Genomic DNA, 21,879 nt, shown 5'->3' on the forward strand with positions numbered 1-21,879 from the left:
CGAGGGACGATGCCTGGAGTCGGGGCGATCACGCGACGGTGGGCTCTCGGGTGGTCTCGAGATCGTTGAGCACCGCGAGGACCGGCCCCCAACACATGCCGACGGTGTCGCGGTCCGGAATGACGCCGCGTTCGCGTTGTTTTCGGAGGTGGACGAAATTTCGGTACTCGCGGACGATTGCCATGAAGTCGTGGGCGTCCATCTGGATCCAGCCTCGCGTGCGAGCTGTGTCTAGGAGCAGGGCGAAGCTGGCTCGTTCAAGCGCAACACGCCTCTCCCCCTGGGGGATGCCCTGTTGCAGGCTGGGATCTCTGTACGTCAGCACGTCGAGGAGAAGAGCTTCAGTGAAGCTCCCGATGCCGATGAGAGCCATACCGTATGCGCCGTGCTGCTCGCAGATCTGTGTTTCAGTGACCCTCGCCATGAGTTGGCGCAGGAACTCCTCGCTGCTGACGAGGGGGCGGATTCGCTCTTCCAGGTCCTCGGGGGCTGAGAACACCGTACTGTCGCCGTCCGTACTGACCTCTCCCAGAACGGGGCGTCGGGCAATGTAGGTGACGGCCAGCCCTTCAGCCGCGAGAATACTGTTCAGTTCTTGGCGGATGAGATCGGCGGAGGACAATCCGTCGTCGTATTCGAGCGGATCACAGATGCGGCACAGCAGCCGGCTGACTGCAGCGTGATCAGTGGTGCCGACCATGATGTCCTTTAGCCACACGATGCGGGGTGAGCCGTCGTACTCGGGGGGCGATGGCCAGGCTGCACGTTGCAGGAGTTGTTCGAGCTGGTAGCCGCGGCGCTCGAAGGGGCCGTCGATGTCGACGATGAGACGAGCGACGCGCTCGAGGGTCAGAGTGTCGAGCGTTTTCATCACTGCTCCTTGTCTGCCGGGTGCCGGGCCTGTTCAAAGGCGCAGGTGAGGCGCTCGACGATCACGCGACCGCGACGTTTGAACCCGAGCTCGGTGAGTGCCTGGCCTATGCGGGTATCGCGATCGAGTTGAAATCCGTCGCTCAGAAGCCAGTTGGCCAGGGCGAGCAGATCCGTGTCGCTGTAGTCGCCGGTGCGTCCTCCTTGTGGCAAGACGGGACGGGTGCCTCGGCCACTCGCTGCGGGCGGATCCGGCGCGCGGTGGACGGGATCGGGAGTAGTAGGGGTGCGGTCGGCCCGTTCCATGGCGTCATGCCAGGCGTCGAGGAGCCTTTCGATTTCAGCATGCGGATTGGCGAACCAACTGGACGCCCAGATGCGATGGAAGCGCCATCCGAGTCTTTCCAGGTGCTCTTGCCGCAGTCGATCGCGGTCGCGGGCACTGGGAGCGCGGTGATAGCGATCACCGTCCGTTTCGACGGCGAGGATCATCTGTCCGGGGCGGTCGCGGTGACCGAGCGCGAAATCGATGCGGTAGCCGGACACGCCCCATTGTGGTGTTACCGGGACATGAGCCAATTCGAGTGCCACAAGTATCTGTTGCTCGAAGCCGTTGAGGTTCCAGTCGGTACGTGCGCTTCCGGCGCGCTGGAGGTCTCCGCCGTGGGAGGCGTATTCCAGGAATCCACGCAGCATTTCGGGGCCGCGATGCCGAGCGGTCAGGAGCTTGGACGGGTCGAAGTCGTGATGAGTGAAGGAAGAGACGACGGTCATTGACTGGCGGGCGCGGGTGATGGCCACATTGAGGCGCCGTTCTCCCCCATCGTTGTTGAGCGGGCCGAAATTCATTGCCAGGCGCCCGTTTGCGGCTTTCCCATAGCCGATGCTGAGAATGATGGCGTCACGTTCATCGCCTTGGACTTGTTCGAGGCTTTTGACGAAGAAGCGCCGGCGTGGGCCTGCTTCCGGGCTGAAGTAGTCCTGCACATCCGGGTGGTCCTGCAGGGCTTGCCTCAGAGCAAGATCAATCCTGTCTGCGTGACGCTGTCCCATAGTGATGACGCCGAGGCTCTGATCCGATGTGTGGGTGGCATGCGCCAGGGCGAGGTCGACGACGCGCTGTACTTCTTCGTCCGAGGAGCCAGATTGGCCGGGGCGGACCTGGGCGTCGACGATGTCCAGGCGAATGGGGCTCGCCTGGACGGTGCCTGGAAAGGTGACGAGTGTGTCGTCGTAGATGGCACGGTTCGCGAAGGCGATGAGGCGTTCGTCGCGGCTCCGGTAGTGCCACTTGAGGGTGTGGACGGGCAGACGGGCGCACAGCATGTCGAGGAGGGACTCGAAGGCATCTGGTGCGGCGTCGCTGGATTCTTCGTCATCGGTGTTCTCGTCTGAGCCGCTGAGAAGCCTCTGGAAGAAGGTCGTCGGGGGGAGCTGGTGTGGGTCGCCGGCGACGATGACCTGTTGGGCGCGCATGATGGATGTGATGGCGTCGTGTGGGAGGACCTGGCTGGCTTCGTCGAAGATGACGACGTCGAAGAGACGGGTGGCGGGAAGGACGCGGCTGACGACGAGTGGGGACATGGCCCAGCACGGTTTGGCGGCCATGAGGACGTCCGGCGCCATCTCGACGAGTCTGCGCAGGGCCAGGTGCCGGGATTTGCGGTGTGCCTGGGTGCGCACGAGGGTGTTTTGGTCGGAATGGGCGTCGCGTGCCTTTCTCAGCCGGGTGGCGACTTCGTATCGGACGCGAGCCGGGTTGAGGTCGCGATGGGCGCGGTCGAGACGTTGGAACTGCTCGATCGTGTGGTTGTGCTCGGTTCCGATGAAGGAGCGGAGATAGGGGCGTTGCATGAGGGCCTCGTCGAAAACAGAGGCCCACCAGAGGTGGTTCAGCGTTCCCACAGCGCCGTCGGGGTCGGCGCCGGCTTCGGCGAGCTCATCCAGGAGGTGGCCGAGCCCGGCCGACTCCAGTCGTTTGGTGAGCTGGTTGAGCTCGGGCATCCGCAACAGCGTCTCGCGGTCTTGGTCAAGCCGCTGGATGTACCGGTCCACTTCACCGGTTGAGGTGTTCTCCCAACCGTCCCAGCACACGCTCAGTGCTATCGCGGCGAGCTGATTGCGCACCTCCGTGAAGGACGCGGCCGCCGACGATAGTCCGGGAACGGCCCATGGACTACCGCCATCGGCGGCGGCCTGTTCCCGCCACCGGGCTTTCTGCTCCGCAGCGTCGATGAGTGCCGTGTGCAGCAATTGGCGGGCACGACAGCCCTCCTTGGCCAGCCCTCGCGCTCGTGCTGTCAGTTTTCGGCGTTGCCACCAACCGACTTTGACCCCGTGCTCCTTGCGCCATGCACGGTCGGCGGTCGCGGCGACCATGTCATTCAGATCGGAGTCGAAGACGGCCGCCTCGAAGCGACTGAGGGTACTGGTGACGTCGTTCAGCAATGTCAGGAGGGACTGCCATCCTTGGACATCGTCGGCCCGTCGCAGCCCCGCAGTGTCCACCAGCTTTTCGACGGTGCGTCGGGCATCCGTCAGAGCGCGCCCGGTGAGCTGGTCGAGACTGGTGACGACGGAATGCAGTTCGCCGTCGGAGCAGACCGTCAGGCGAGACCAGGGAGATGAGCCACACCGGACCAGGAGGCCACTCTTGGCCACGAAGGCGCGCAGGTCCTTCTCGGTCTGGAGCTGCTGGTCACCGTGGAGACGATGCAGGTCGCTGCCACGCAACCGCAGTCGGGTCTGCTGGTCGCCGGGGCTGGCCATGAGGCATGCGATCAGTTGGTACGGACTGATCTCCCACGGTGCCAGCGGCTGGTGAAACTCCTGAACGTGCTGCAGAGCCTGCTGTCGATGGCCATCAAGGTTCCTGTGGAGACCATCAGGGCGAGGCGGGGGCTCCTGTCCAGCTCGTTCCAGGGCCTCATATAGCTGCTGCGCGGTCTGGCGGCGGCTGAGTTTGTTGCCGTGCAGGTCGAAGACAAGTCCGTCGAGGTCGACTTCGGCAAGGTTGTCGGTCACCGCTTCGATCGCGGCGCGCTTCTCGGCAACGAAGAGCGTCTTCTTACCCAACGCCGCGAAGGCAGCGATCAGGTTGGCGATGGTCTGGCTCTTGCCCGTGCCGGGTGGCCCCTCAATGACCAGATGAGCGCCGGCCAGCGCGGCGGTGATGGCCTTCTGCTGAGAGCCGTCAGCGTCCCGGACCAGGTATTCCGACCCCGGTGCGACGGAGTCCGCGCTGGAAGGTTCGCGGGGAACAGCATCTGCGCGTAGAGCACGCTCGGCTTCCTTGTCGTTTGCCAAGGCCGCGACAACCGGATGGCTCGCCAACAAGTCGACCGACTGGGCGAGGTCGTTGACCATGGGAAGGCGGTCGAAGCTGAAAACCCCGGCCACCGCGCGCTCTTCCAATTCCACGTGGAGACTGCTCCGTGTACAGGCAGTCTGCAATACCTCGTAGGCGCAACGCGCACGGTCATCAAGATCCGCGCACTCGTCGATCGCGTTCGTGATCTTGTTGGTGAGAGCCTCGAGATCACCGTCCAGCCCGTACTGACGGCCCAACGCGTAGAGGAGAACCGGATTGATCTCGGCCTCGCCCACCCCTGCGAGGACGAAGTCATTCTCTGTCACGGTGCGCGGTTCAATGGTGATCGGCTGCAGCAGAAGGGGAGCACGCAGTGCTGCGACCGGTCGGCTGCCTTGCGTTGCCGGGGGTTCGACACACACGATGCCGAGTGCCAGGCGCCCGGCGTCAATGCCTTGCTCCTCCGCCAGTTCGACCATCTTGCGGCGGAGACCCCGTGCTCGCCCCCACGCCGTTTTGTGATCGCCCGAGTCCGGGAAGAGGCTGGACAGGCGGGTTGCACGGCCGTTCAGCAGCGAGGTCAGCGCCTGGGGCACCGCATGGGTGACGTCGAGTGTCGCCCGCTTCGTGTCTTTGAAGTGCAGCAGAGTGTTGTAAGGGCCGAAGTCGATCAGCGCATCGGACCATTGCTGCGCACAGACCTCTACCGCCCGGCGGCGTGCAGGTCCCACGTGCTCATCCACGTCTCCCCCTTGGGTGAACTGGCTTGCTGGCTCCGACCTGTTACGGGCCGCGGTCCGCCCTTGGTCCGAGACGAACAGACCAAGATATGGGGCAGCGACGAAATACCACAGGCGGAATCTGGTCACGCAGGGGGCGCGCGGGAAGCACGTACGGCGCAGATGCAGCGCACCTGCGGCAAGGTCGATGTCAGTGCCCGCTAAACGCAATAGCTACGGAGTAGAGCCAGCCGCTCGTCTCGTCCCACAGACAACACGGAAAATACGTTCAGTTTCAGCCAGATCACTATCTCGAACGCCATGCGTACTTGCGTGCACCCGGCTCCCCGCAGCTACGTTCCACTCCGTCCAGCGCAGGGCGACATGATGGGGGACAGATGGCAAGGACCGCGCGACAGACAATCAACGCACTACGTCGTCCGGCGAGCGTTCATCTCCACTCCACCGAGGAGCTCGTCGGCCAAGTCGAGTCGGCGGCGGCACTGGTCGACAAGAGGCGGCGCGAAGAGGGCCAGAGCCCGCTCCGTCGGAAGCCCGCGCTCCACCCCGTCGCCGGCGCGCATTCAGTAACCACCATGGAACTGACGCCTTGGAAAGTGCTGCACGCCCTGGCACGCGGTTACATGCTGTCAAGTCAGGGGACGGGTCACGGCCTTGCAGAACACTGGCTGAGCCTGAAATTCTGCGAAGCCCTAGGTGCCAATCGGGCCCGCTCCATGGAGCTCACCGAAAGCGGCAAAACACCCGAGAGCTGGTACAAGGGCATGCAAGCGCGCGAGTTGGCTGTCGGGTTCGGCCTCGCTGCGGCCGAACACATTGTGCAGCAGCGTTATCCGGACCACATCATCTCGGTGGTGGACACCGGGATTGTGCTGCGTGCCGGATGGGCCCCAAGCGTCTCACAACGCAGCAAGTCCGCTCGCCCTCGGCCTGATTACATCCTGGAGGCGTGGAAGCCCGGCGAGCCCTCTAAGATCACGTTCGTGGCCTGCCGTGGCAACCATCAAAGGCCAACTAAACGGAGCGGCAGGACACGCAGCACCACAATCCAACAGTTGATCAAAGGTGCCGAACTGACCGAAGGAATGCAGGTTGGAGACTGGAATAGCACCGCTTGCCTCATGATCTCGACTGAACTCATGGGGCAGGGTGGCATTGTCGTCAACGTCATCGAGTCACCGGGTGACGCTCAACTCCCTCTCCGTACACCAGGAACCTCCGGGCATGCAGACGACGAAATCAAGGATGAACCAGGGATTCCCTACCCCAATGCCATCCAGATACCGGCCCGTGGAGGGCGACGTGCACATAGAGTTGACGGATTTCAGGTGGGCCCCGACAACATCGCGTGGTTCGGGCAACTCCTCGCGCGAACCGGGGCAGCCGGCCTGACGGCCTTCGCTGGAGGAGGCCCGAGAACAGCCCGCTACCTCACAGCGCGTCAAGGCCAGAAGTACTACCAGGTACCCGTGTTCGCTGCTACGTCGAGCGTCGACGACGCCGAGCTCTACGTAGGCGACACGAAGTTCGTCGGCACAGACCACGTCTTCCGGCTCGGATCTGTGCGCGTCGAAGCCTTCTCTGGGATAGCGAGCGAGTTGTACAAGCCGCTCAAAGAGGGGCGAGTAGAGGAATACCGGCGCACGGCATACGAGCGAAGTCAGGAAGGCGCCAACACAGCCGACGAGCACACTGGTCCTCTTTCCTTGCAACCCGACGGCACGGCCATCGCACTGAGAATCTTGCCGCTTCGGCAGCAGCGCAGGTAGGGCGCGACCCCGCCACCTACGACCGCCAAGGCCCCTATCAGCACCTGCCCAGCAGGGGCCTCAGGCGCCGTCACATGTGATGTGGCACTGCGGGCCTGACCGAGCACGAACATCATGGCCCGGTCAGTGCTGCGAGGGACCAAGCAACCGACCTTCGACCCCTTCCGACCGCCCCCACCACCAAGCCTGCTGGGGAGAATCTGGGGAGAACGAAGCCCTGCTGGGGAGCGCCTGGGGAGAATCGACCGCGCAAACGGGCAGCACGGCGAAGGAGCGTGAAATATTCATCGCCCCAGGTCAAAGCAGGGGTTGAGCCAATCGCTGCAGGTCAGCCAGGCATGGACGACGACTTCAAGAAGATCTCCTCGTGGGCCGCGATCCTCTTCGCCCCGACGCTGGTCGGCACCATCTACGGCATGAACTTCGAGCAGATGCCTGAGTTGAGCTGGAGCCTCGGATACCCCTTCGCGATCGGCTTGATGGGAGTTGTCTGCACTGGTTTGTACGCGATTTTCAAGCGGCGAGGCTGGCTCTAGAGGTGTACCGACCCTACTCACACCGCGCCACGGTTTGCTTCTGCACCCTCATCACAAACCACCCATTTGGGACTCTGCGGAGCCCATGGGGAGAAGTGATGCCAGCGATCTCGTCTACCTCGCCTAAAACAAGGATCTGACCAGTTCTTTTGCCTCCTCCGGCCTCCTTGGGGAGGATCCGGGGAGAATCGATCAGCGCCCACGCCATGCCCTAAGCACCTCACCCCGTTTCCTTGCGTACTCCATACCCGATCAGGCATGCCCCACATACCCCTTAAGTCGATCACGGAAAGTGACGCCACCGACGCTTCATTCACGTCGTACGGAACCGACAGAATCGCGGCGTCTGGACCGGAGGTACTCGAGTCGTTGAGACCAAGACACGCGCACACAGGTCCCGACGCGACTGCCACCACTCGGCCGCGGGGAGGCCACACAATGACGCTGCAGCACTTCGATCAGAGAGCCTCATCGTAAGGCGATCAGGCGGCAGATGTACGGCCGCAACTCGTTCCAACTCCTGTACGCCCGAGCACTGTTGTAATTCTGACCAACTCGAAATATCGACCAGACCCGATTTCAGGAATCCATCAACAGCAGGTCAGCGGCCCTTCTCAGCAGGCTCAAGGATCGCGACACACTGAACGTGATGGGTCATCGGAACCGGAAGCGTAGGAACCCGCGCCCGGGCGGAGGGCCTCGAAGCGGGCACAACGGTGAACTACACGGACGAGCTGGGGCGAGCACCAGATCACGGTGCCGGGGAACACCCGTCGATGAGCGCGCGCGGCCCGGCGAGACTCCTTTCAACAAGAGCAGTGTCGTGCCGACAGGGTCTGCAGGAGCACAGGAGGAGGTGACAACACCCGTAAGACGGTGGGCTTCACCCCCCTCACTCAGTTGCTACCGCGTCCGGGGCCTTTGCCATCGCACACATACCCTGCGCCGCACAGGCACAGGCCGAGCTGCTCTCCACGCACTGGGACAGCCGCGGGTGGCAGCAGATGCCCGCCCCAGTAAGGCGCGGTGCCGGGAGTGCCTCGATAGCGCAGACGACCGCAGACAAGGCCGCGCGTGAGAGCGCTACGAGGGCGTACGGGTTGGCCTGCCTCACGCCGGATCCGCTGACGAAGTGGCTTGTCGGTGACGGCCGGGCGGGGAACACCGTGTCGCCGGCGTCCAGGGCGATCTGGTCGGCTTCGGCCTTCTCGGCCAGTTCCGAGCCGACGAACATCCGCATGCCCCTGCGTAGATCACCCCGCCCGACCGCCTCGACACGTGATCACGTTGACGTCTCCAGCCGGCCGCCGGCCTCTGGGAAGACCACGAATCGGGATCCCTGCCTGGCTCATGGGGGGCCAGGCAGGCATACCCACGTGCCCAGGTTCCTCGGCCGCCCGTCCGGGGTTGGTCGAGGACGTGACGCGTCCGGAAAGCTACAGCCACAGCGCATCCGCAGGTCCGGGAGAGGTGGCAGTGCACGCGATCATTCTGGCGGGAGGAAAGGGAACCCGGCTGGCGCCGTACACCGACGACCTGCCCAAGTCCCTGATTCAGATTTCGGAACACTCGATCCTGGAGATCATTGCGCATCAGCTTCAGGTGTCGGGGTTCACTCGGCTGACGCTATGTGTCTCACACCTTGGGGAGATGATCACGGAACGGATGGGAGACGGCTCCCACTTCCGTCTGGAGATCGACTACTGCTGGGACCGTGAGCCGCTGGGCACCGCCGCACCACTGTTGCTCGTCAAGGACTGGGACACCCCGGCGCTGGTGATGAACTGCGACATCCTGACCGCCGTGGACCTCGGCGCACTGACCGCCGACCACCTGAGGAGCGGTGCGTACATGACTGTCGCGACCCACCGGCACCAGGTACCGGTGGACTTCGGTGTCATAGACAGCGTGGACGGGCTGGTCCACGGAATCCGGGAAAAGCCACGGATCAGTCTGGATGTCTCCGCAGGAATCCAGGTCATCGACCCCCGGGCCCGGGAGTGCATCCCGCCGGGCGAGCGGATGGACATGCCGCAGCTCGTGGCCGAACTTCTCGGCCGGGGTCACCAGGTGCGGTCCTTCCACATGGCGGAGCCGTGGCATGACATCGGAACCCCGACAAGCCTGCATGCCGCTAAGGACGCGGTGAGCCGCTCCCCCGAACGCTACCGACTGCCCGGCGCCAGCTGGCCGGTCTCCATCGACCGGCACACGGCACTGGCCACCGCCGGGCGGTCCGGCGGCGTGCCGTCGAAGCTGCCCGGCCTCGACAGCTGAGAAGGGGGCGAACCATGCTGGAGTTCCTGCGCCACCACAGCGATCGAGCGCCCGATCGGCCTGCGCTGAGCGAGTTCACCGCCTCCGGGTGGCGGTCCGTCTCGCGGGCCGAGCTGTACAGGTCCACACTCTCCGCCGCGGCCCGCGCGGCGGAGACGCTGAAGGTCTGTCCCGGACCCGCAGTGGTGGAACTCGACGGCAGCGCCGACAGCGTGGCTGTACTGCTCGGCCTGCTGACTGCCCGCATCGACGTGATCTGCGTCGAGGAGCACAGCTCGCATCTGACGGACGCCTCGTCAGCGATCTGGCGTACGGCCGCGACCGCAGCCGTACTGCCCACCGCGCGAGCGCTCCCCTCCGGTACGCCGGTGTTCGACTACCGGGAACTGCTCCGCGGGGCCGATGGCGCCAGCACCGGTGGCGGGGTCGCCCCCGCGTGCACGGAAGCCGCCGTGGACGACGGAGCACCGAGCGTGCTCCAGCTGACCTCCGGCTCGACCGGCGAACCCCGGATCGCGCGGCATCCGCTCGGCTCGGTGCTGCGAGGCGCGGAGTTGTATCGCCAGGTGCACGGCTACCACGCGGACGACATGGTGCTGCTGCCCCTGCCGATCGCCCACTCCTTCGGCCTGGTGGGTGGTCTGTTCGCGGCGCTCGTCTCGGGGACCGAGCTGCTCAGCATCCCCAAGTTCTCCCTCAGCGCGGTCCGTTCAGGTCTGCTGCGCGGCGCGACCGTGCTGCTCGGTACGCCGTTGCTCTACCAACTGGTCGAGAAATCCCTGCCTCAGGCGCTCGACGACGGCGAACTGCGCGTGTTGCTCTCATCCGGTGGGCCGCTGGCGGCCGAGACGGCAAGAGCCGTGCAGCGGCTCAGCCGTCAGCCTGTGCGCCAGGTGTATGGCAGCACGGAAACCGGTCTGATCGCCTGCGGGACTGGTGCGGAGGCGGCTGACTCCGTCGGGCGCTTCGCACCCGGCGTCGAGTGGCGTCTACTGGATGCGGAGCCAGGCTCCAACGGGGCGCGCACCGGACGGCTGGCGGTACGTACCTCGACCATGTTCACTGGTTACGCCGGTACCGACGGGGCACAAACAGCGCCCGGGCCCCCACAAGGCCCGGACAGCCAAGACCTTGCCGGCGGCGTCCCCTCTGGCTACTACGACACGGGCGACCTGGTGACGGTCTCCGCCGCCGGGAACGTATCCCTGGTCGGCCGCAAGAACACCTTCATCAACGTCGGTGGCCGCAAGGTCAACCCGCGCCGGGTCGAACGGATCGTCCGGGAGTTCCCCGGCGTGGCCGACGCCCACGTGCTGGGCCTCGACACCCTGCACGAGCAGGCTGTGCACGCCGTGGTGGTACCGGCTCCGGGCCGGGCAGGACCGCAGTCCGGTGACGTCGTCGCGTTCTGCCGCGACCGGCTCGCCGGCTACGAAACGCCGCACCACGTGCACGTGCTGCCCGCTCTCCCCCGTACTTCCATGGGAAAGATCGACCGCACCGCGCTGCTCGCCGCACTCTCCTCATCTCCCGCCACCGACCGGTCCCCCGGTCACCAGACTGACGAGGCAACACTCTGATGAATGACCTGACGGCCGCCGTACCGTCTCCCCGCCCGCTCGCTGTCATCGGACTCGGCTACATCGGCCTGCCGCTCGCCCTTTCACTGGCCGGCGAGGGGCATCGTGTGATCGGCGTCGACACCAGCCCGGACGTGCGGCAGGCGATCGTGGGCGGCACGCCGCTGTTCCACGAGCCGGGGGTGACAGAAGCGCTCGCGACGACGCCCGCCGACCTGTTCAGCGTGGCCGACCAGCTGCCCGACGAGCCGCTCCAGGCCGTCATCCTCTGTGTCGGTACCGCCGTCGACCCCAAAACCCACCGCCCCGACCTGCGCCATCTGGAGTCGGCCGCCGCGCACGTCGCGGAACACCTGTCACCGGACACCCTCGTGGTCGTACGCAGCACGGTCTCGGTCGGCACCTGCCGACAGACCGTTCTGCCGTTGCTGGCCCGCAGCGTCGCGCAGCCGCTGCTGGCCTCCTGCCCGGAGCGCACCATCCAAGGCGTCGCGCTGCACGAGATCCGTTCACTGCCGCAGATCATCGGTGGCATCGACGAGCGCTCAGTACAGCGCGCCGCCGAGCTGCTCTCCGCGGTCTGTCCGGACCAGGTGACGGTGTCCTCGATCGAGGCCTCAGAACTGGTCAAGCTGATATGCAACGCGCACACCGACTTGATCTACGGCTTCGGCAACGAGATCGCGGCACTAGCGGAGGGCGTGGGGCTCGATGCCAACGAAGTGATCGCCGCCGCGAACCTCCGCTACCCGCGCCCCGACCTCTCCCGCCCCGGCTTCGTCGGCGGCAGTTGCCTGGTCAAGGACCCGTACCTGCTGCTGGACGCGGGGCGGTCGGCCGGCTGGCCCGCGCCGATGGTCGCTGCTGCCCGCCAGGTCAACGAGAGCGTGCCGCACCGCGCTGTCGCCCGGGTCGTCGCCGCGCTGGAGGAGCGCGGTACCCCGCTGGCGGACGCGAAGGTACTGGTCTGCGGCGTTGCCTACAAGGGCCGTCCTGAGACGGACGACGTACGCGGCTCGGCCGCCGTGGACGTCGCCGCCTCCCTCGGCAGCCGGGTCCGCTCGCTGGTGGCGCACGACTTCGTCGTCACCCCTGAGCGCATATCCTCACTCGGCTTCGTACCGACCGGGCTGGACGACGGCCTGGCCGACGCCGACGCCGTGATCGTCCTCGTCGACCACCCCGGCTACCAGGAGCTGACCGCGGACCGGCTGCTGACCTATGCGGCGAAGCAGCCCGTCGTCTTCGACATGTGGGGCATCACCGAACCGGAACTCGCCGCGCCGTCCGCGCGGAACGAACTGACCTATCTGAGGCTGGGCCGTGGCTGACCGCGTACTCATCACCGGAGGCGCCGGCTTCATCGGCCTGCACCTCATTCGCAGGCTGCTCGATCAGGGCTGCGAGATCACCGCGCTGGACGACTTCTCCCGCGGTAAGGAGGACCCCGAATTCGCCGCACTGGCCAAGGACTTCCGCCTGGTGCGGCACGACCTGACCCGACCGGTCCCGGACGGGCTGCTGGACGGGTCGTTCGACGCGGTGTACCACTTGGCGGCAGTCGTCGGGGTTCAGCGCACCCAGTCGGCGCCGGCGCATGTGCTGCGCACCAACCTGCTCACCACCGTCAACCTGCTGGACTGGTGCGACCGCAACCCGCCCGGCGCGGTCTTCCTCAGCTCCACCAGCGAGGTGGGCGACGGCGCCGCGCAGCTCGGCGTCGCGCCGTTCCCGACACCGGAGAACGCGCCGTTCGCACTGGTCGAGCCGCGCCGCCCCCGCTCGTCGTACGCACTGAGCAAAGTGGCTTCGGAGTCGATGCTCTGGCTGCGTCAGGACAGCTACAAGGTGCGCATCGCGCGCTACTACAACGTGTACGGGCCGCGGATGGGCCACTCGCACGTCATTCCGCAATTGATCGGCCGCATCGCCGACGGAGTGGATCCCTTCCCGCTGTACGGGGCCGAGCAGTCCCGAGCGTTCTGCTACGTGGACGACGCGGTGCGGGCCTCGGTCGGGCTGATGGCGCTGCCGACGGACGCGCCGGTGCTCGCCAACATCGGCAACGACACCGAGGAGATCCGGATAGAGAATCTCGCCCGACGGCTGTTCCGGCTGGCTGGAGTGGCTCCCGCGCTGGCCGCGCAGGCGGCGCCGCCCGGCTCCCCCGAGCGTCGGCTGCCCGACCTGACGACCTTGCGGTCCGTGCTGCCCTCGTTGGAGTACACGCCGCTCGACACCGGCCTGCGCGCGATGCTCGACTGGTACGGCGCGAACCGGCCCGACCGTCCGGCCGTTCGATGAGCACCGTGCTGGCCGTCTTCGGTGGTTACCCGGACAGCCGCGTCACAGGAGCCTCGCTGATGGCGTGGCGCACGACGGCGGCGCTCGCGGCGCGCGGTCACCGCGTTGCGCTGCTCACCGACAGCCGCTGCCCGGAGGATCTGGCCGACGCCGACTGGCCGGTGTTCACCTCCGTCGCCCAACTGTCCGGTACAGCGTGGTCCCACCCCGACTACGTGCACGTGTACGACCTCGCGTCGCCCGCCCATGCCGAACTGGGGCGGGAGCTGGCGGCGCGCAGCGGCGCGACGCTGGTGCTCACCCCGGCCTCCGCACCGGAGACCTGGCCGGACCCCGCGCTGGGCCGCCGCGTCAGCGCGGAGGCGACGGCCCTGTTCGTCCTCACCGAGACCGAAGCCACCACGCTGTGCTCCATCGGCATTCCCACCGACCGGATCGGCCACATCCCGCAGGCCCCCGATCTGGCCGGGCCCGGCGACGGAGACGCCTTCCGCGCACGGCACGACATCGGCGGACCACTGGTGCTGTTCGTCGGCCGACATGTACCGGCCAAGGGGTACGAGCTGTTGCTCGATGCCGCACCGTCGGTCTGGGAGCGGGTACCGGAGGCGGTCTTCGCCTTCGCCGGCCCGGACGAAGGCGAAGACGTCGACGCCGCCTTCAACCGCCGTGCGGACGCGCGGATCCGGCGGCTCGGGCTGCTGTCAGACGCCGAGAAGCACGACGCGCTGGCCGGCTGCGCCGTGCTGTGCCTGCCGACCAGCGCAGACGTCTTCCCGCTCGTCTTCGTGGAGGCGTGGAGCTGCGGCCGACCGGTGGTGTCCGGAAGGTTCACCGGATGCCTTGAGGTGGTCCGTGAGGGCGTGGACGGTCTGCTGGTCGACCACACCCCGCTCAGCGTCGCGTCGGCCTTGCTGAAACTGCTCCAGGACGACGCGCTGCGTGCTGCCCTCGGCGCCGCCGGGCAAGCCCGGGTCGACGCCGAGTTGAGCTGGGATCAGGCGGCCGCCGCAGTGGAACGCGGTTGCAGAATGGTTGTGTCGGAGCCCGCGGTCGTAGTGGCGTCTCGTGCCCCCTCCCCCCGCCCACACACAGCGGCGCCCTCCGGTACGACGGCCGACGCCCTCGGTACCGAACAACCCAGTGAGGCCCCATGACATCCCCCGCCCCCCTGCCGTCCCGGCCTGTGAACCTGGCCGACAACACCATCGGTGACGAGGAGATCGCTGCCGTCGAGAAGGTGCTGCGCTCGGGCTGGCTGTCGCCCGGCCCGGAGACCTCGGCGTTCGAGGAGGAGTTCGCAGCGGCGCTGGGCGCATCCGCCGCGGTTGCCGTGAGCAGCGGCACCGCCGCGCTGCACCTCGCGGTACTGGCCCTGGGCCTGCGCCCCGGCGACGAGGTGATCGTTCCGTCGCTCAGCTTCGTGGCATCGGCGGCGGTGGTCGCCCTGCACGGCGGAGTGCCGGTCTTCGCCGATGTGCTTTCCGAGACCGAGCCCACCGTCTCACCCTCGGAGGTCGAGCGGCTGATCGGCCCACGGACGCGGGCTGTGGTGGTCATGCACAACGCCGGCTACCCGGCCCGCGTACGGGAGATCGTCGGGCTGGCCGCTCGACACGGTGTCACCGTCATCGAGGACGCCGCGCACGCGCCCGTGGTGCGACACGGTAACCAAGCGCTGGGCACCTTCGGAGACTTCGGCTGCTTCAGCTTCTTCGCCACCAAGAACCTCACCACTGGGGAGGGCGGCATGGTCGTCGCCCGCGACCCGGAGCTGCTCGGCCGCGTACGTTCGCTGCGCTCGCATTGCCTCACCCGCACGACCTGGGACCGGGTACAGACGGGCGGCGCGGACTACGACGTGCCGGGCCTCGGGCTCAACTACCGGCCCACGGAGATCTCCTCGGCGATCGGCCGCGTACAGCTGTCGCGGCTCCCTGCCGACCGTGCGACACGCGCTGCGCTGACCCATCGCTACCACCGGCTGCTGACCGAAGTGCCAGGGCTGACCCTTCCGTTCGCGAGACACGAGGAAGACTCCGCATACCACCTGCTGGTCGTCCTGCTGCCCCCTGGCGTCCCGCGCGAGGAGGTCCGCGCCGCGCTGTCGGCGGCGGGGGTGCAGACCTCGGTGCATTACCGGCCCACTCATCTGTTCTCGTACTACCGCGACCACTACCCGGCGGGCCCGCTGCCGGTCAGTGAGGCGATGGCCGACCGGCTGCTCTCGCTGCCGCTGCACGCCCGACTGACCGAGTCGGACGTGGACCATGTGGTGGCCGCACTGGCTGCGGCACTGGACCGGGCGCGGCCCGTGGCGACGCCGGCCCGGACGGACACGGAGGGCTGAGCGATGTTCGCGGTGCACGACGGCCGACTCAACCGGGACGGCCGCCCCTTCCTTGCGCTCGGCGTCAACTACCACCCTGCGGAGGCGGGTTGCCGGATCTGGTCCGACTGGGACCGGGACGCGCTCCGGACCGACTTCGAGCAGATGGCCGAGGCGGGGCTGACAACCGTGCGGCTGTTCCTGTTCTGGCGGGATGCACAGCCCGACCCGGCCTCGGTGGACAAGGTGACCCTGGACCGGCTGCGCACGGCGGTAGCGACGGCGCATGACGCCCGGCTCACCTGTGTGGTCTCGCTCTTCACTGTCTGGATGAACGGCCAACTGCTGGACGTGCCGTGGCGGGCCGGGCGAAACATATGGCGGGACCCGGGACTGTTGGACGCGGAGCAGCTGCTGGCCCGGGAGGTGGCCCGCGCGCTGCGCGGCCAGGACGGTCTGCTGGCGTACGACCTGGGTGACGAGCTGTGGCACATCGACCCGGCGGCAGCGCAAGCTCTCGACCGCGCCGACGTGGCCGACTGGCAGGAGCGCATCGCCGGGGTGCTGCGCGCGGAGGATCCGGGGGTGCTGGTCCTCCAGGCGAACGACCCGTCCGGCGTGTTCGACGGTGTGCCCTACGGCAGTGACAACAGCGCGAGTCTGGACCTGATCGGCACCCACGGCTTCCCCTCCTGGGCACCCGGCGCGATCGAGTCCACGCTGTCCTACCGGGCCACCTCCCTGGTGCCGTTCCTGGTCCGGGCATCCGCGGCGTACGGCGTGCCGCTGGTGGACGAGATCGGCAGCTACGGCGTAGCGGAGCGCACTAGCGCCAGATACCTGGGCGCCGCGCTCGCCTCGGCAGTCGGCAACGGTGCGGCCGGCGCGCTGGTGTGGTGCTGGCGGGACATCGCCTCGACGGACGAGCCTTACCAGGAACGCCCGTTGGAGCGGCTGACCGGGCTGCACCGGCTGGACTACACACCACGCGCCACCATGGCGGCGCTGCGCCGGGTGGTTGCGGACCCGCCTGCGCCCGCTCCAGGACGCCCACCCCAGGAGATCGCGCTCTACCTGCCCGAGCGGATGCGCGGTGGGGGCAGCAGCTACCTCGACGGCGGCGGCAGCGCGGTAGCCGCGTTCCACGCCTACACCTTGCTGAAACGAACCCATCTGGCTTTCGATGTGACGGCCCGCGAGGTGACGGGCCGAACTTTGCTGCTCTGCCCGTCGGTGACCCACCTCACGATGACGGACCTGGACCGGCTTCGGCAGGCCGCGGAAAAGGGCGCCACCGTCTATCTGTCGATGGGCGACCACCTGCACGGCTTCCCCGGCACCGAACTGACCGGCGTCGAGCTCGAGGACGTCTGCCCACCCGCCGGAAAGGAGAGGCTGGAGTGGGGTGAGGGCACATGGCCGCTCGACTGGTCCACCGTCGCGGCCCGCCCGACCACCCTGCTGGTCACGCCCGACTGCACGGTGCTCGCACGCTACCCGGACGGCAGCCCTGCGCTGACATCGCGTCGGACCGGACGAGGGAGCGTGCTGTTCACCAACGCGCCGCTGGAGGCCATGTTGGACCGGCCAGGGCGGCTCGCTGAGCAACCGTGGGAGGAGTTCTACCGGCGGCTCGCCCGGCTGGCGGGCACCGGGCCGCAGGTGACGTGCGACGCGCCCGACGTCGAGGTGGTCACCGGGGTGGGCGACGGCAGCGGTGTGCTGCTGGTCAACCACGCGCCCGACCCCGTGAAGGCCGAGGTGGTGCTGCCCGGTCCGGGCAGCCGGAACACCCGCGTGGTCAGCGAACTGGCCGGAAAGGAATGGACGGTATGGAATCCGGAACGGCCGGCGCCGGGGGCGGAATGAAGGGCGTGGTCTACCGCGGGCCCGGCCGGGTCGCGGTAGAGGAGCTGCCGCTACCCGTGCTTCAAGGGCCGCGGGACGCGATCGTCCGGGTCACCCGGGCCGCCGTGTGCGGCACGGACCTGCACCCGTACCGGGGCGAGCTCCCTGACTTCGCGTCGGGCACCGTGCTCGGACACGAGTTCGCCGGGGTGGTGCACAGCGCAGGGCCCGAGGCACGGTTCCGGCCTGGCGACCGGGTGTTCGCCTCCGATGTAGTGGCCTGCGGGCGCTGCGCGCAGTGCGCACGTGGTATGCATTACCAGTGCGCCGAGGTGAGCCTGTTCGGATACGCCGACGTGGTGGGCAAGCCGGTGGACGGCGGGCAAGCCGAGTTCGTGCGGGTCCCGTTCGCCGACGTGGTGCTCGGCGCCACCCCGGCGGACGTTTCCGACGAGCAGGGCCTGTTCGTCGGAGACGTGTTGACGACCGCCTACGCGGCGGTGCGGAACGCGGGCGTCCAAGCGGGTGACCGCGCCGCGGTCGTCGGTGCGGGGCCGGTGGGCCTGCTGGCCGCACTCTGCGCCCGGCTGGCGGGAGCAGTAGAGACGGTCGTCGCGGACACGGATGGCTCCCGTCGGGCACGCGCGGAAACGCTCGGTTTCCGCGCGGTGGACCCGGCCGAGCCGTCCGCGGCCCTGGCGGTCGGTCCAGGCGGCGCCCAGCGGGTGGTGGAGGCGGTCGGCACCGATGCCGCGCTCCGCTTCGCCCTGGAGACGGCCGGCGCGGGGGCGACGATCGCGGTGGCCGGTTCGCACCACTCGACCGCCATGCCCTTCCCGACCGGCCTGGCGTTCGCCCGGGAGTGGACGCTGCGTTTCACCGTGGGCGACCCAATCACGCTGCGGGACGAGGTACTCGGCCTCGTCCGCGACGGGTCGATCGACCCGTGCCAGGTGGTCTCCGACCGGGTTCCGCTGGCCGCCGCACCGGAGGCGTATGAGGCCTTTGACCAGCGGCGGGCATTCAAAACGGTGCTGGAGATCGGCTGACGGTGGACTGCGGTCCCGTCTGCGGCGCCTTTAAACGTGACAGACGGAACAGCAGCTCAGCGGCTGCCGTCCTCCAGAGCCTCCAGCGCCACCCGGATCGCCCGCGCCAACTGCACGTCGTCACCCGCCCCGTGCCCGGAAGGAATGCCGTGCGTCCGCCCGTACGGCGCATCGTCCACCGAGATGTCCGGCTCGATCCCATGGTTCTCCAGACTCTGCCCCACGTCGGTGAAGGTGTAGGCGTACTCGGGCTGGGTGGTGAGCGTGCCGTCGACCAGCGGATGGCGGGGGTGGGTGGCGATCACGCCACCCCACGTGCGTCGTCCGACAATTGGGCCGAGGCCGCGTGCGCGGAAGAGGTGTGCGAAGACCTCGCCGTCGGAGCCGGTGTGTTCATTGACAAGAGCTATCAACGGGCCGCGCGGTGACTGCACAGGGCAGGGCAGAGCCCCTTCCCACCGACTGTGCTCGTATCCCTCCCGCCGCCGGGCCAGTCGGTCCAGCACCAACGGTGAGGTGAACCCTCCCGGGTTGAACCGCGCGTCGACGATGAGCGCCGCCCGGTCGTGCTCGGCGAGGAAGCCACGGACGAACGCGGCATACCCGTCGGCGTACAGATCGGGGATGTGCACGTAGCCGACCCGCCCGCCTGTCCGCTCACGTACTTCGTCGCGTCGGTCCCGCACCCAGTCCAGGTAGCGGGCCGGGCGCTCGTCGGCACCTGCCCGCACGCGTACCCGGCGTTCGGCGCCGTCCCGGCGGAGCGTCAGCTCGATCTCCTGCCCTGCACGCCCGGCCAGCAGAGGGCCGACGCCCGGCGGGCCCACCGGGCGGCCGTCGACGGCGGTGACCACGTCGCCGGGGCGGATGTCCACCCCGAGCCGGCGCACTGGGACAGCCGTGGCGTGGTGACCCGGGTCGCCGGTGAGCACGTGCGCGATCCGGGCGGAGCCGTGGCCCGGTACCCAGTCCACGCCGAGGAACCCCTGACCCGGTCGCCGGTCGAGGCCGGCTGTGCCGCTGAACTCATAAGCGTGCGAGGTCCCCAGCTCGGCCTGCATCTCCCAGAGGAGGTCGGAGAGTTCCGCGCGGCTGCCCACCCGGTCGAGTAGCGGCAGATAGCGCCGGTAAACGGCGGCCCAGTCCACCCCGCCCGTCGCGGGCTCCCAGAAGTGGTCCCTCTGGAGCCGCCACACCTCGCGGAACAACTGACGCCACTCCGCCTCGGGCAGCACCGAGGGGCGGACCCGCCCCAGATCGACCCAGCCCGCCCCGGGGCCTGGAGCGTCCTCTTCGTCGAGCTCCCGGTCGCGAGCCGCGCATTCGGCCGGCAGTGCACGCAGCCGGTCGCCGGAGCGGTACAGCAGGGTGTCCCCCGCGGCGTTGAGTCGAGGTTCGGACACCGCGTCTGCGACCGGGCGGAGCTCCAGCGCGGTGAGGTCGAAGAAGACCAGCTCGGCGCCCTCCGAGTCCTGTTCCGAGGCAGTCAGCAACAGTGCCCCTGACGGTGTGCCTAGCACCGCCAGGTACTCGCCCGACGGCACCGGAAACGCCACGACCCGACCCGAGATGCCCGCGAGGTCGATGCCGGAGTCCTCCTCGTGCGCTGTGCGCAGCGGCGGCTCCGGCTCCTCACCCGGAGCGCTGGGCCGGACCACGAACGGCGAGGGCTGATCGGCGTGGAGGGTGAGCAGGTACGGGTGAGAGGCGTGCGGGAAGCCGAAGCCTCGAGTGACCGGATCCTGCACGGGCGACAGTCTGCGCTGCCCGAGGAAGTACAGGAACCGTCCCTCCGGATCGAAGCAGGGCGAGTGGTCGCGCAGCACCGGCTCGGTGATCTGGTGGCACTCCCCTGTCGCCAGATCTGCGAGCTTGACAGCCGAGGTCTGCGGACCGGTCGGCAGCGTGTACGCCAGCCAGCGACCGTCGGGGGACCAGGCAAGGCCGGTGATCGGCGCGTACGGGCTGTGGTCCAGCTGCCGGACCGTCGGCGGACCGTCGGCGGGCAGGTCCACCGCGTACAGCTCGTGCCGGTGGTTCGCGACCGCGATCGTATCGGCGGTAGGCGACGCCTCCAACTCCAACGCGCGCCCCAAGTCCGGAAGTTCGAGCTCCGAGGGCGGACCGTGAACCGCCGTGTCGAGCAGGACCAAGCGTTCGTCGGGGCACTCGTCGGCCAGCACGACAGCCAACCTGTGGCCGTCCGGCAGCCAGGCGGGCAGACGGTATCGGGCGCCGTCCCGCACGCCGTGCATGCGCGCCGGGCCCTCCCAGTGGCCCAGCGTGCACACTTGCCCCCGCACCACCAGCGCGGTTCGGGCGCCATCCGGGCTGGGGTGGGCGTGCTCTAGATGCTGTGCCGCGGACACGACCGTCCGGCGGCGCCGTGCTCCGGTGCGGTGTGTCACCAGATCGATTCGACGCGGCCCGCCTCCCGCCGGGTCCAGCAGCATCAGCTCCGCTCCGACCTGATGGACCAGCCGTGTGCCGTCGGAGTGCAACGCCCGGGCGTAGAAGTCCCGGTGGTGGGTGTGCCGGGTGAGATCTGTGCCGTCCGCCGCGCAGGAGTAGACGTTTCCCACGCCCTCATGGTCCGACAGGAACCACACACGCCCCGCGGCCCAGCAGGGTGCGGCGAGATTTCCCGGCAGCTCCACCAGCGGCCGAAACCTGCGGCCCTGTGACGCGGCAGGGCGGTCAACCGCACGGTCGCGCACGACGCCGGCGGCACCCCCGTCATCGGTGGTCCACAGCTCCCCTGCCGCGCCGCCCCGGTAGCGCTTCCAGCGCGCCGGGTCGCCCGTGTTCCGCCCCAGTACCAGCGCACCGCCGGGACCGTGCGCGAGCACGGTGGCAGAGCCATACGGCAGCAGGCGGGGCTCGCCGCCCGCCGGGTCGACCGCGAACAGTCGGGGCCCGAAATCGGGCAGCTGGTGGGCGTCCGAGGCATAGAGGACCTCACCGGTGTCCGGGTGCCAGCCGACCACGCTGCAGCGCTGGGCCGCCTGGTGGGTCAGTCGGCGCGGCGGGCCACCGGCCAGCTCCAGGAGATACACCTCCTGAGGCCCGTCATCGGTACCGGTGAAGGCCACCGACCGGCCGTCCGGGGCGAACCGCGGGCCCTGCATCGGGCCGACGGAGGCGGTCAGCCGGACCGCCTGCCCGCCCTCGGCCGGGGCCCACCACAGGTCGTCTTCGCAGACGAAGACCAGCTCATCGCCGCAAATCGTCGGCTGGCGCAGATACCCGGGCGTCGCACCCACCCCG

General features: G+C 68.2%; 13 protein-coding genes and 1 pseudogene. 10 read left to right on the plus strand and 4 right to left on the minus strand.

Annotated features, from left to right (window positions below; all coding sequences use genetic code 11):
- Positions 1–28: 28 nt before the first annotated feature.
- The 3 genes from ACWD2L_RS15925 to ACWD2L_RS15935 form a co-directional block, all read right to left on the minus strand.
- Positions 29–871: a hypothetical protein gene (locus ACWD2L_RS15925; RefSeq protein ID WP_351333917.1), complete on the minus strand. Its 843-nt coding sequence runs from the start codon at positions 869–871 to the stop codon at positions 29–31.
- Complete coding sequence (locus ACWD2L_RS15930; protein ID WP_351333914.1) at positions 871–4,923, minus strand: AAA domain-containing protein; 4,053 nt, start codon at positions 4,921–4,923, stop codon at positions 871–873. Before ACWD2L_RS15930 ends, ACWD2L_RS15925 begins: the two co-directional genes overlap by 1 nt.
- Before the next feature lie 407 nt (positions 4,924–5,330).
- Positions 5,331–5,483: a hypothetical protein gene (locus ACWD2L_RS15935; RefSeq protein ID WP_351333912.1), complete on the minus strand. Its 153-nt coding sequence runs from the start codon at positions 5,481–5,483 to the stop codon at positions 5,331–5,333.
- A 12-nt stretch (positions 5,484–5,495) separates the two neighbouring features.
- On the opposite strand from ACWD2L_RS15935, the gene ACWD2L_RS15940 reads away from it, so the two are divergent.
- The 10 genes and pseudogenes from ACWD2L_RS15940 (at position 5,496) to ACWD2L_RS15985 (ending at position 18,612) form a co-directional block, all read left to right on the plus strand.
- On the plus strand, positions 5,496–6,689 hold the full coding sequence (locus ACWD2L_RS15940; protein WP_351333909.1) for a hypothetical protein: 1,194 nt from the start codon (positions 5,496–5,498) through the stop codon (positions 6,687–6,689).
- A 350-nt stretch (positions 6,690–7,039) separates the two neighbouring features.
- Positions 7,040–7,225 (plus strand): annotated as a pseudogene (locus ACWD2L_RS15945) (CorA family divalent cation transporter); the annotation flags it as partial.
- Between the two features lie 1,407 nt (positions 7,226–8,632).
- Positions 8,633–9,502: a sugar phosphate nucleotidyltransferase gene (locus tag ACWD2L_RS15950; protein WP_351333906.1), complete on the plus strand. Its 870-nt coding sequence runs from the start codon at positions 8,633–8,635 to the stop codon at positions 9,500–9,502.
- A gap of 14 nt (positions 9,503–9,516) precedes the next feature.
- Positions 9,517–11,082, plus strand: coding sequence for a class I adenylate-forming enzyme family protein (locus ACWD2L_RS15955; protein ID WP_351333903.1), 1,566 nt, complete (start codon positions 9,517–9,519; stop codon positions 11,080–11,082).
- A complete protein-coding gene (locus ACWD2L_RS15960) occupies positions 11,082–12,413 on the plus strand; it encodes a nucleotide sugar dehydrogenase (protein ID WP_351333900.1) in 1,332 nt (443 codons plus the stop codon). The genes ACWD2L_RS15955 and ACWD2L_RS15960 overlap by 1 nt, the downstream gene beginning before the upstream one ends.
- Positions 12,406–13,386 (plus strand): NAD-dependent epimerase/dehydratase family protein, encoded by a 981-nt coding sequence (locus tag ACWD2L_RS15965; protein WP_351333897.1) that lies wholly within the window; start codon positions 12,406–12,408, stop codon positions 13,384–13,386. Before ACWD2L_RS15960 ends, ACWD2L_RS15965 begins: the two co-directional genes overlap by 8 nt.
- Positions 13,383–14,543, plus strand: coding sequence for a glycosyltransferase family 4 protein (locus tag ACWD2L_RS15970; RefSeq protein ID WP_351333895.1), 1,161 nt, complete (start codon positions 13,383–13,385; stop codon positions 14,541–14,543). Before ACWD2L_RS15965 ends, ACWD2L_RS15970 begins: the two co-directional genes overlap by 4 nt.
- Positions 14,540–15,736 carry a DegT/DnrJ/EryC1/StrS family aminotransferase gene (locus ACWD2L_RS15975; protein WP_351333892.1) on the plus strand — a complete coding sequence of 399 codons (1,197 nt, stop codon included), beginning with the start codon at positions 14,540–14,542 and terminating at the stop codon, positions 15,734–15,736. Before ACWD2L_RS15970 ends, ACWD2L_RS15975 begins: the two co-directional genes overlap by 4 nt.
- A gap of 3 nt (positions 15,737–15,739) precedes the next feature.
- Positions 15,740–17,584, plus strand: a complete 1,845-nt coding sequence (locus ACWD2L_RS15980) for a hypothetical protein (protein ID WP_351333889.1) — start codon at positions 15,740–15,742, stop codon at positions 17,582–17,584.
- On the plus strand, positions 17,548–18,612 hold the full coding sequence (locus tag ACWD2L_RS15985; protein WP_351333886.1) for an alcohol dehydrogenase catalytic domain-containing protein: 1,065 nt from the start codon (positions 17,548–17,550) through the stop codon (positions 18,610–18,612). Before ACWD2L_RS15980 ends, ACWD2L_RS15985 begins: the two co-directional genes overlap by 37 nt.
- Positions 18,613–18,668: 56 nt before the next feature.
- On the opposite strand, the gene ACWD2L_RS15990 is transcribed toward ACWD2L_RS15985, so the two are convergent.
- Positions 18,669–21,875 (minus strand): S41 family peptidase, encoded by a 3,207-nt coding sequence (locus ACWD2L_RS15990; protein ID WP_351333884.1) that lies wholly within the window; start codon positions 21,873–21,875, stop codon positions 18,669–18,671.
- Between the last annotated feature and the right edge of the window lie 4 nt (positions 21,876–21,879).

The sequence above is a fragment of the Streptomyces sp. NPDC002754 genome, assembly GCF_053592315.1.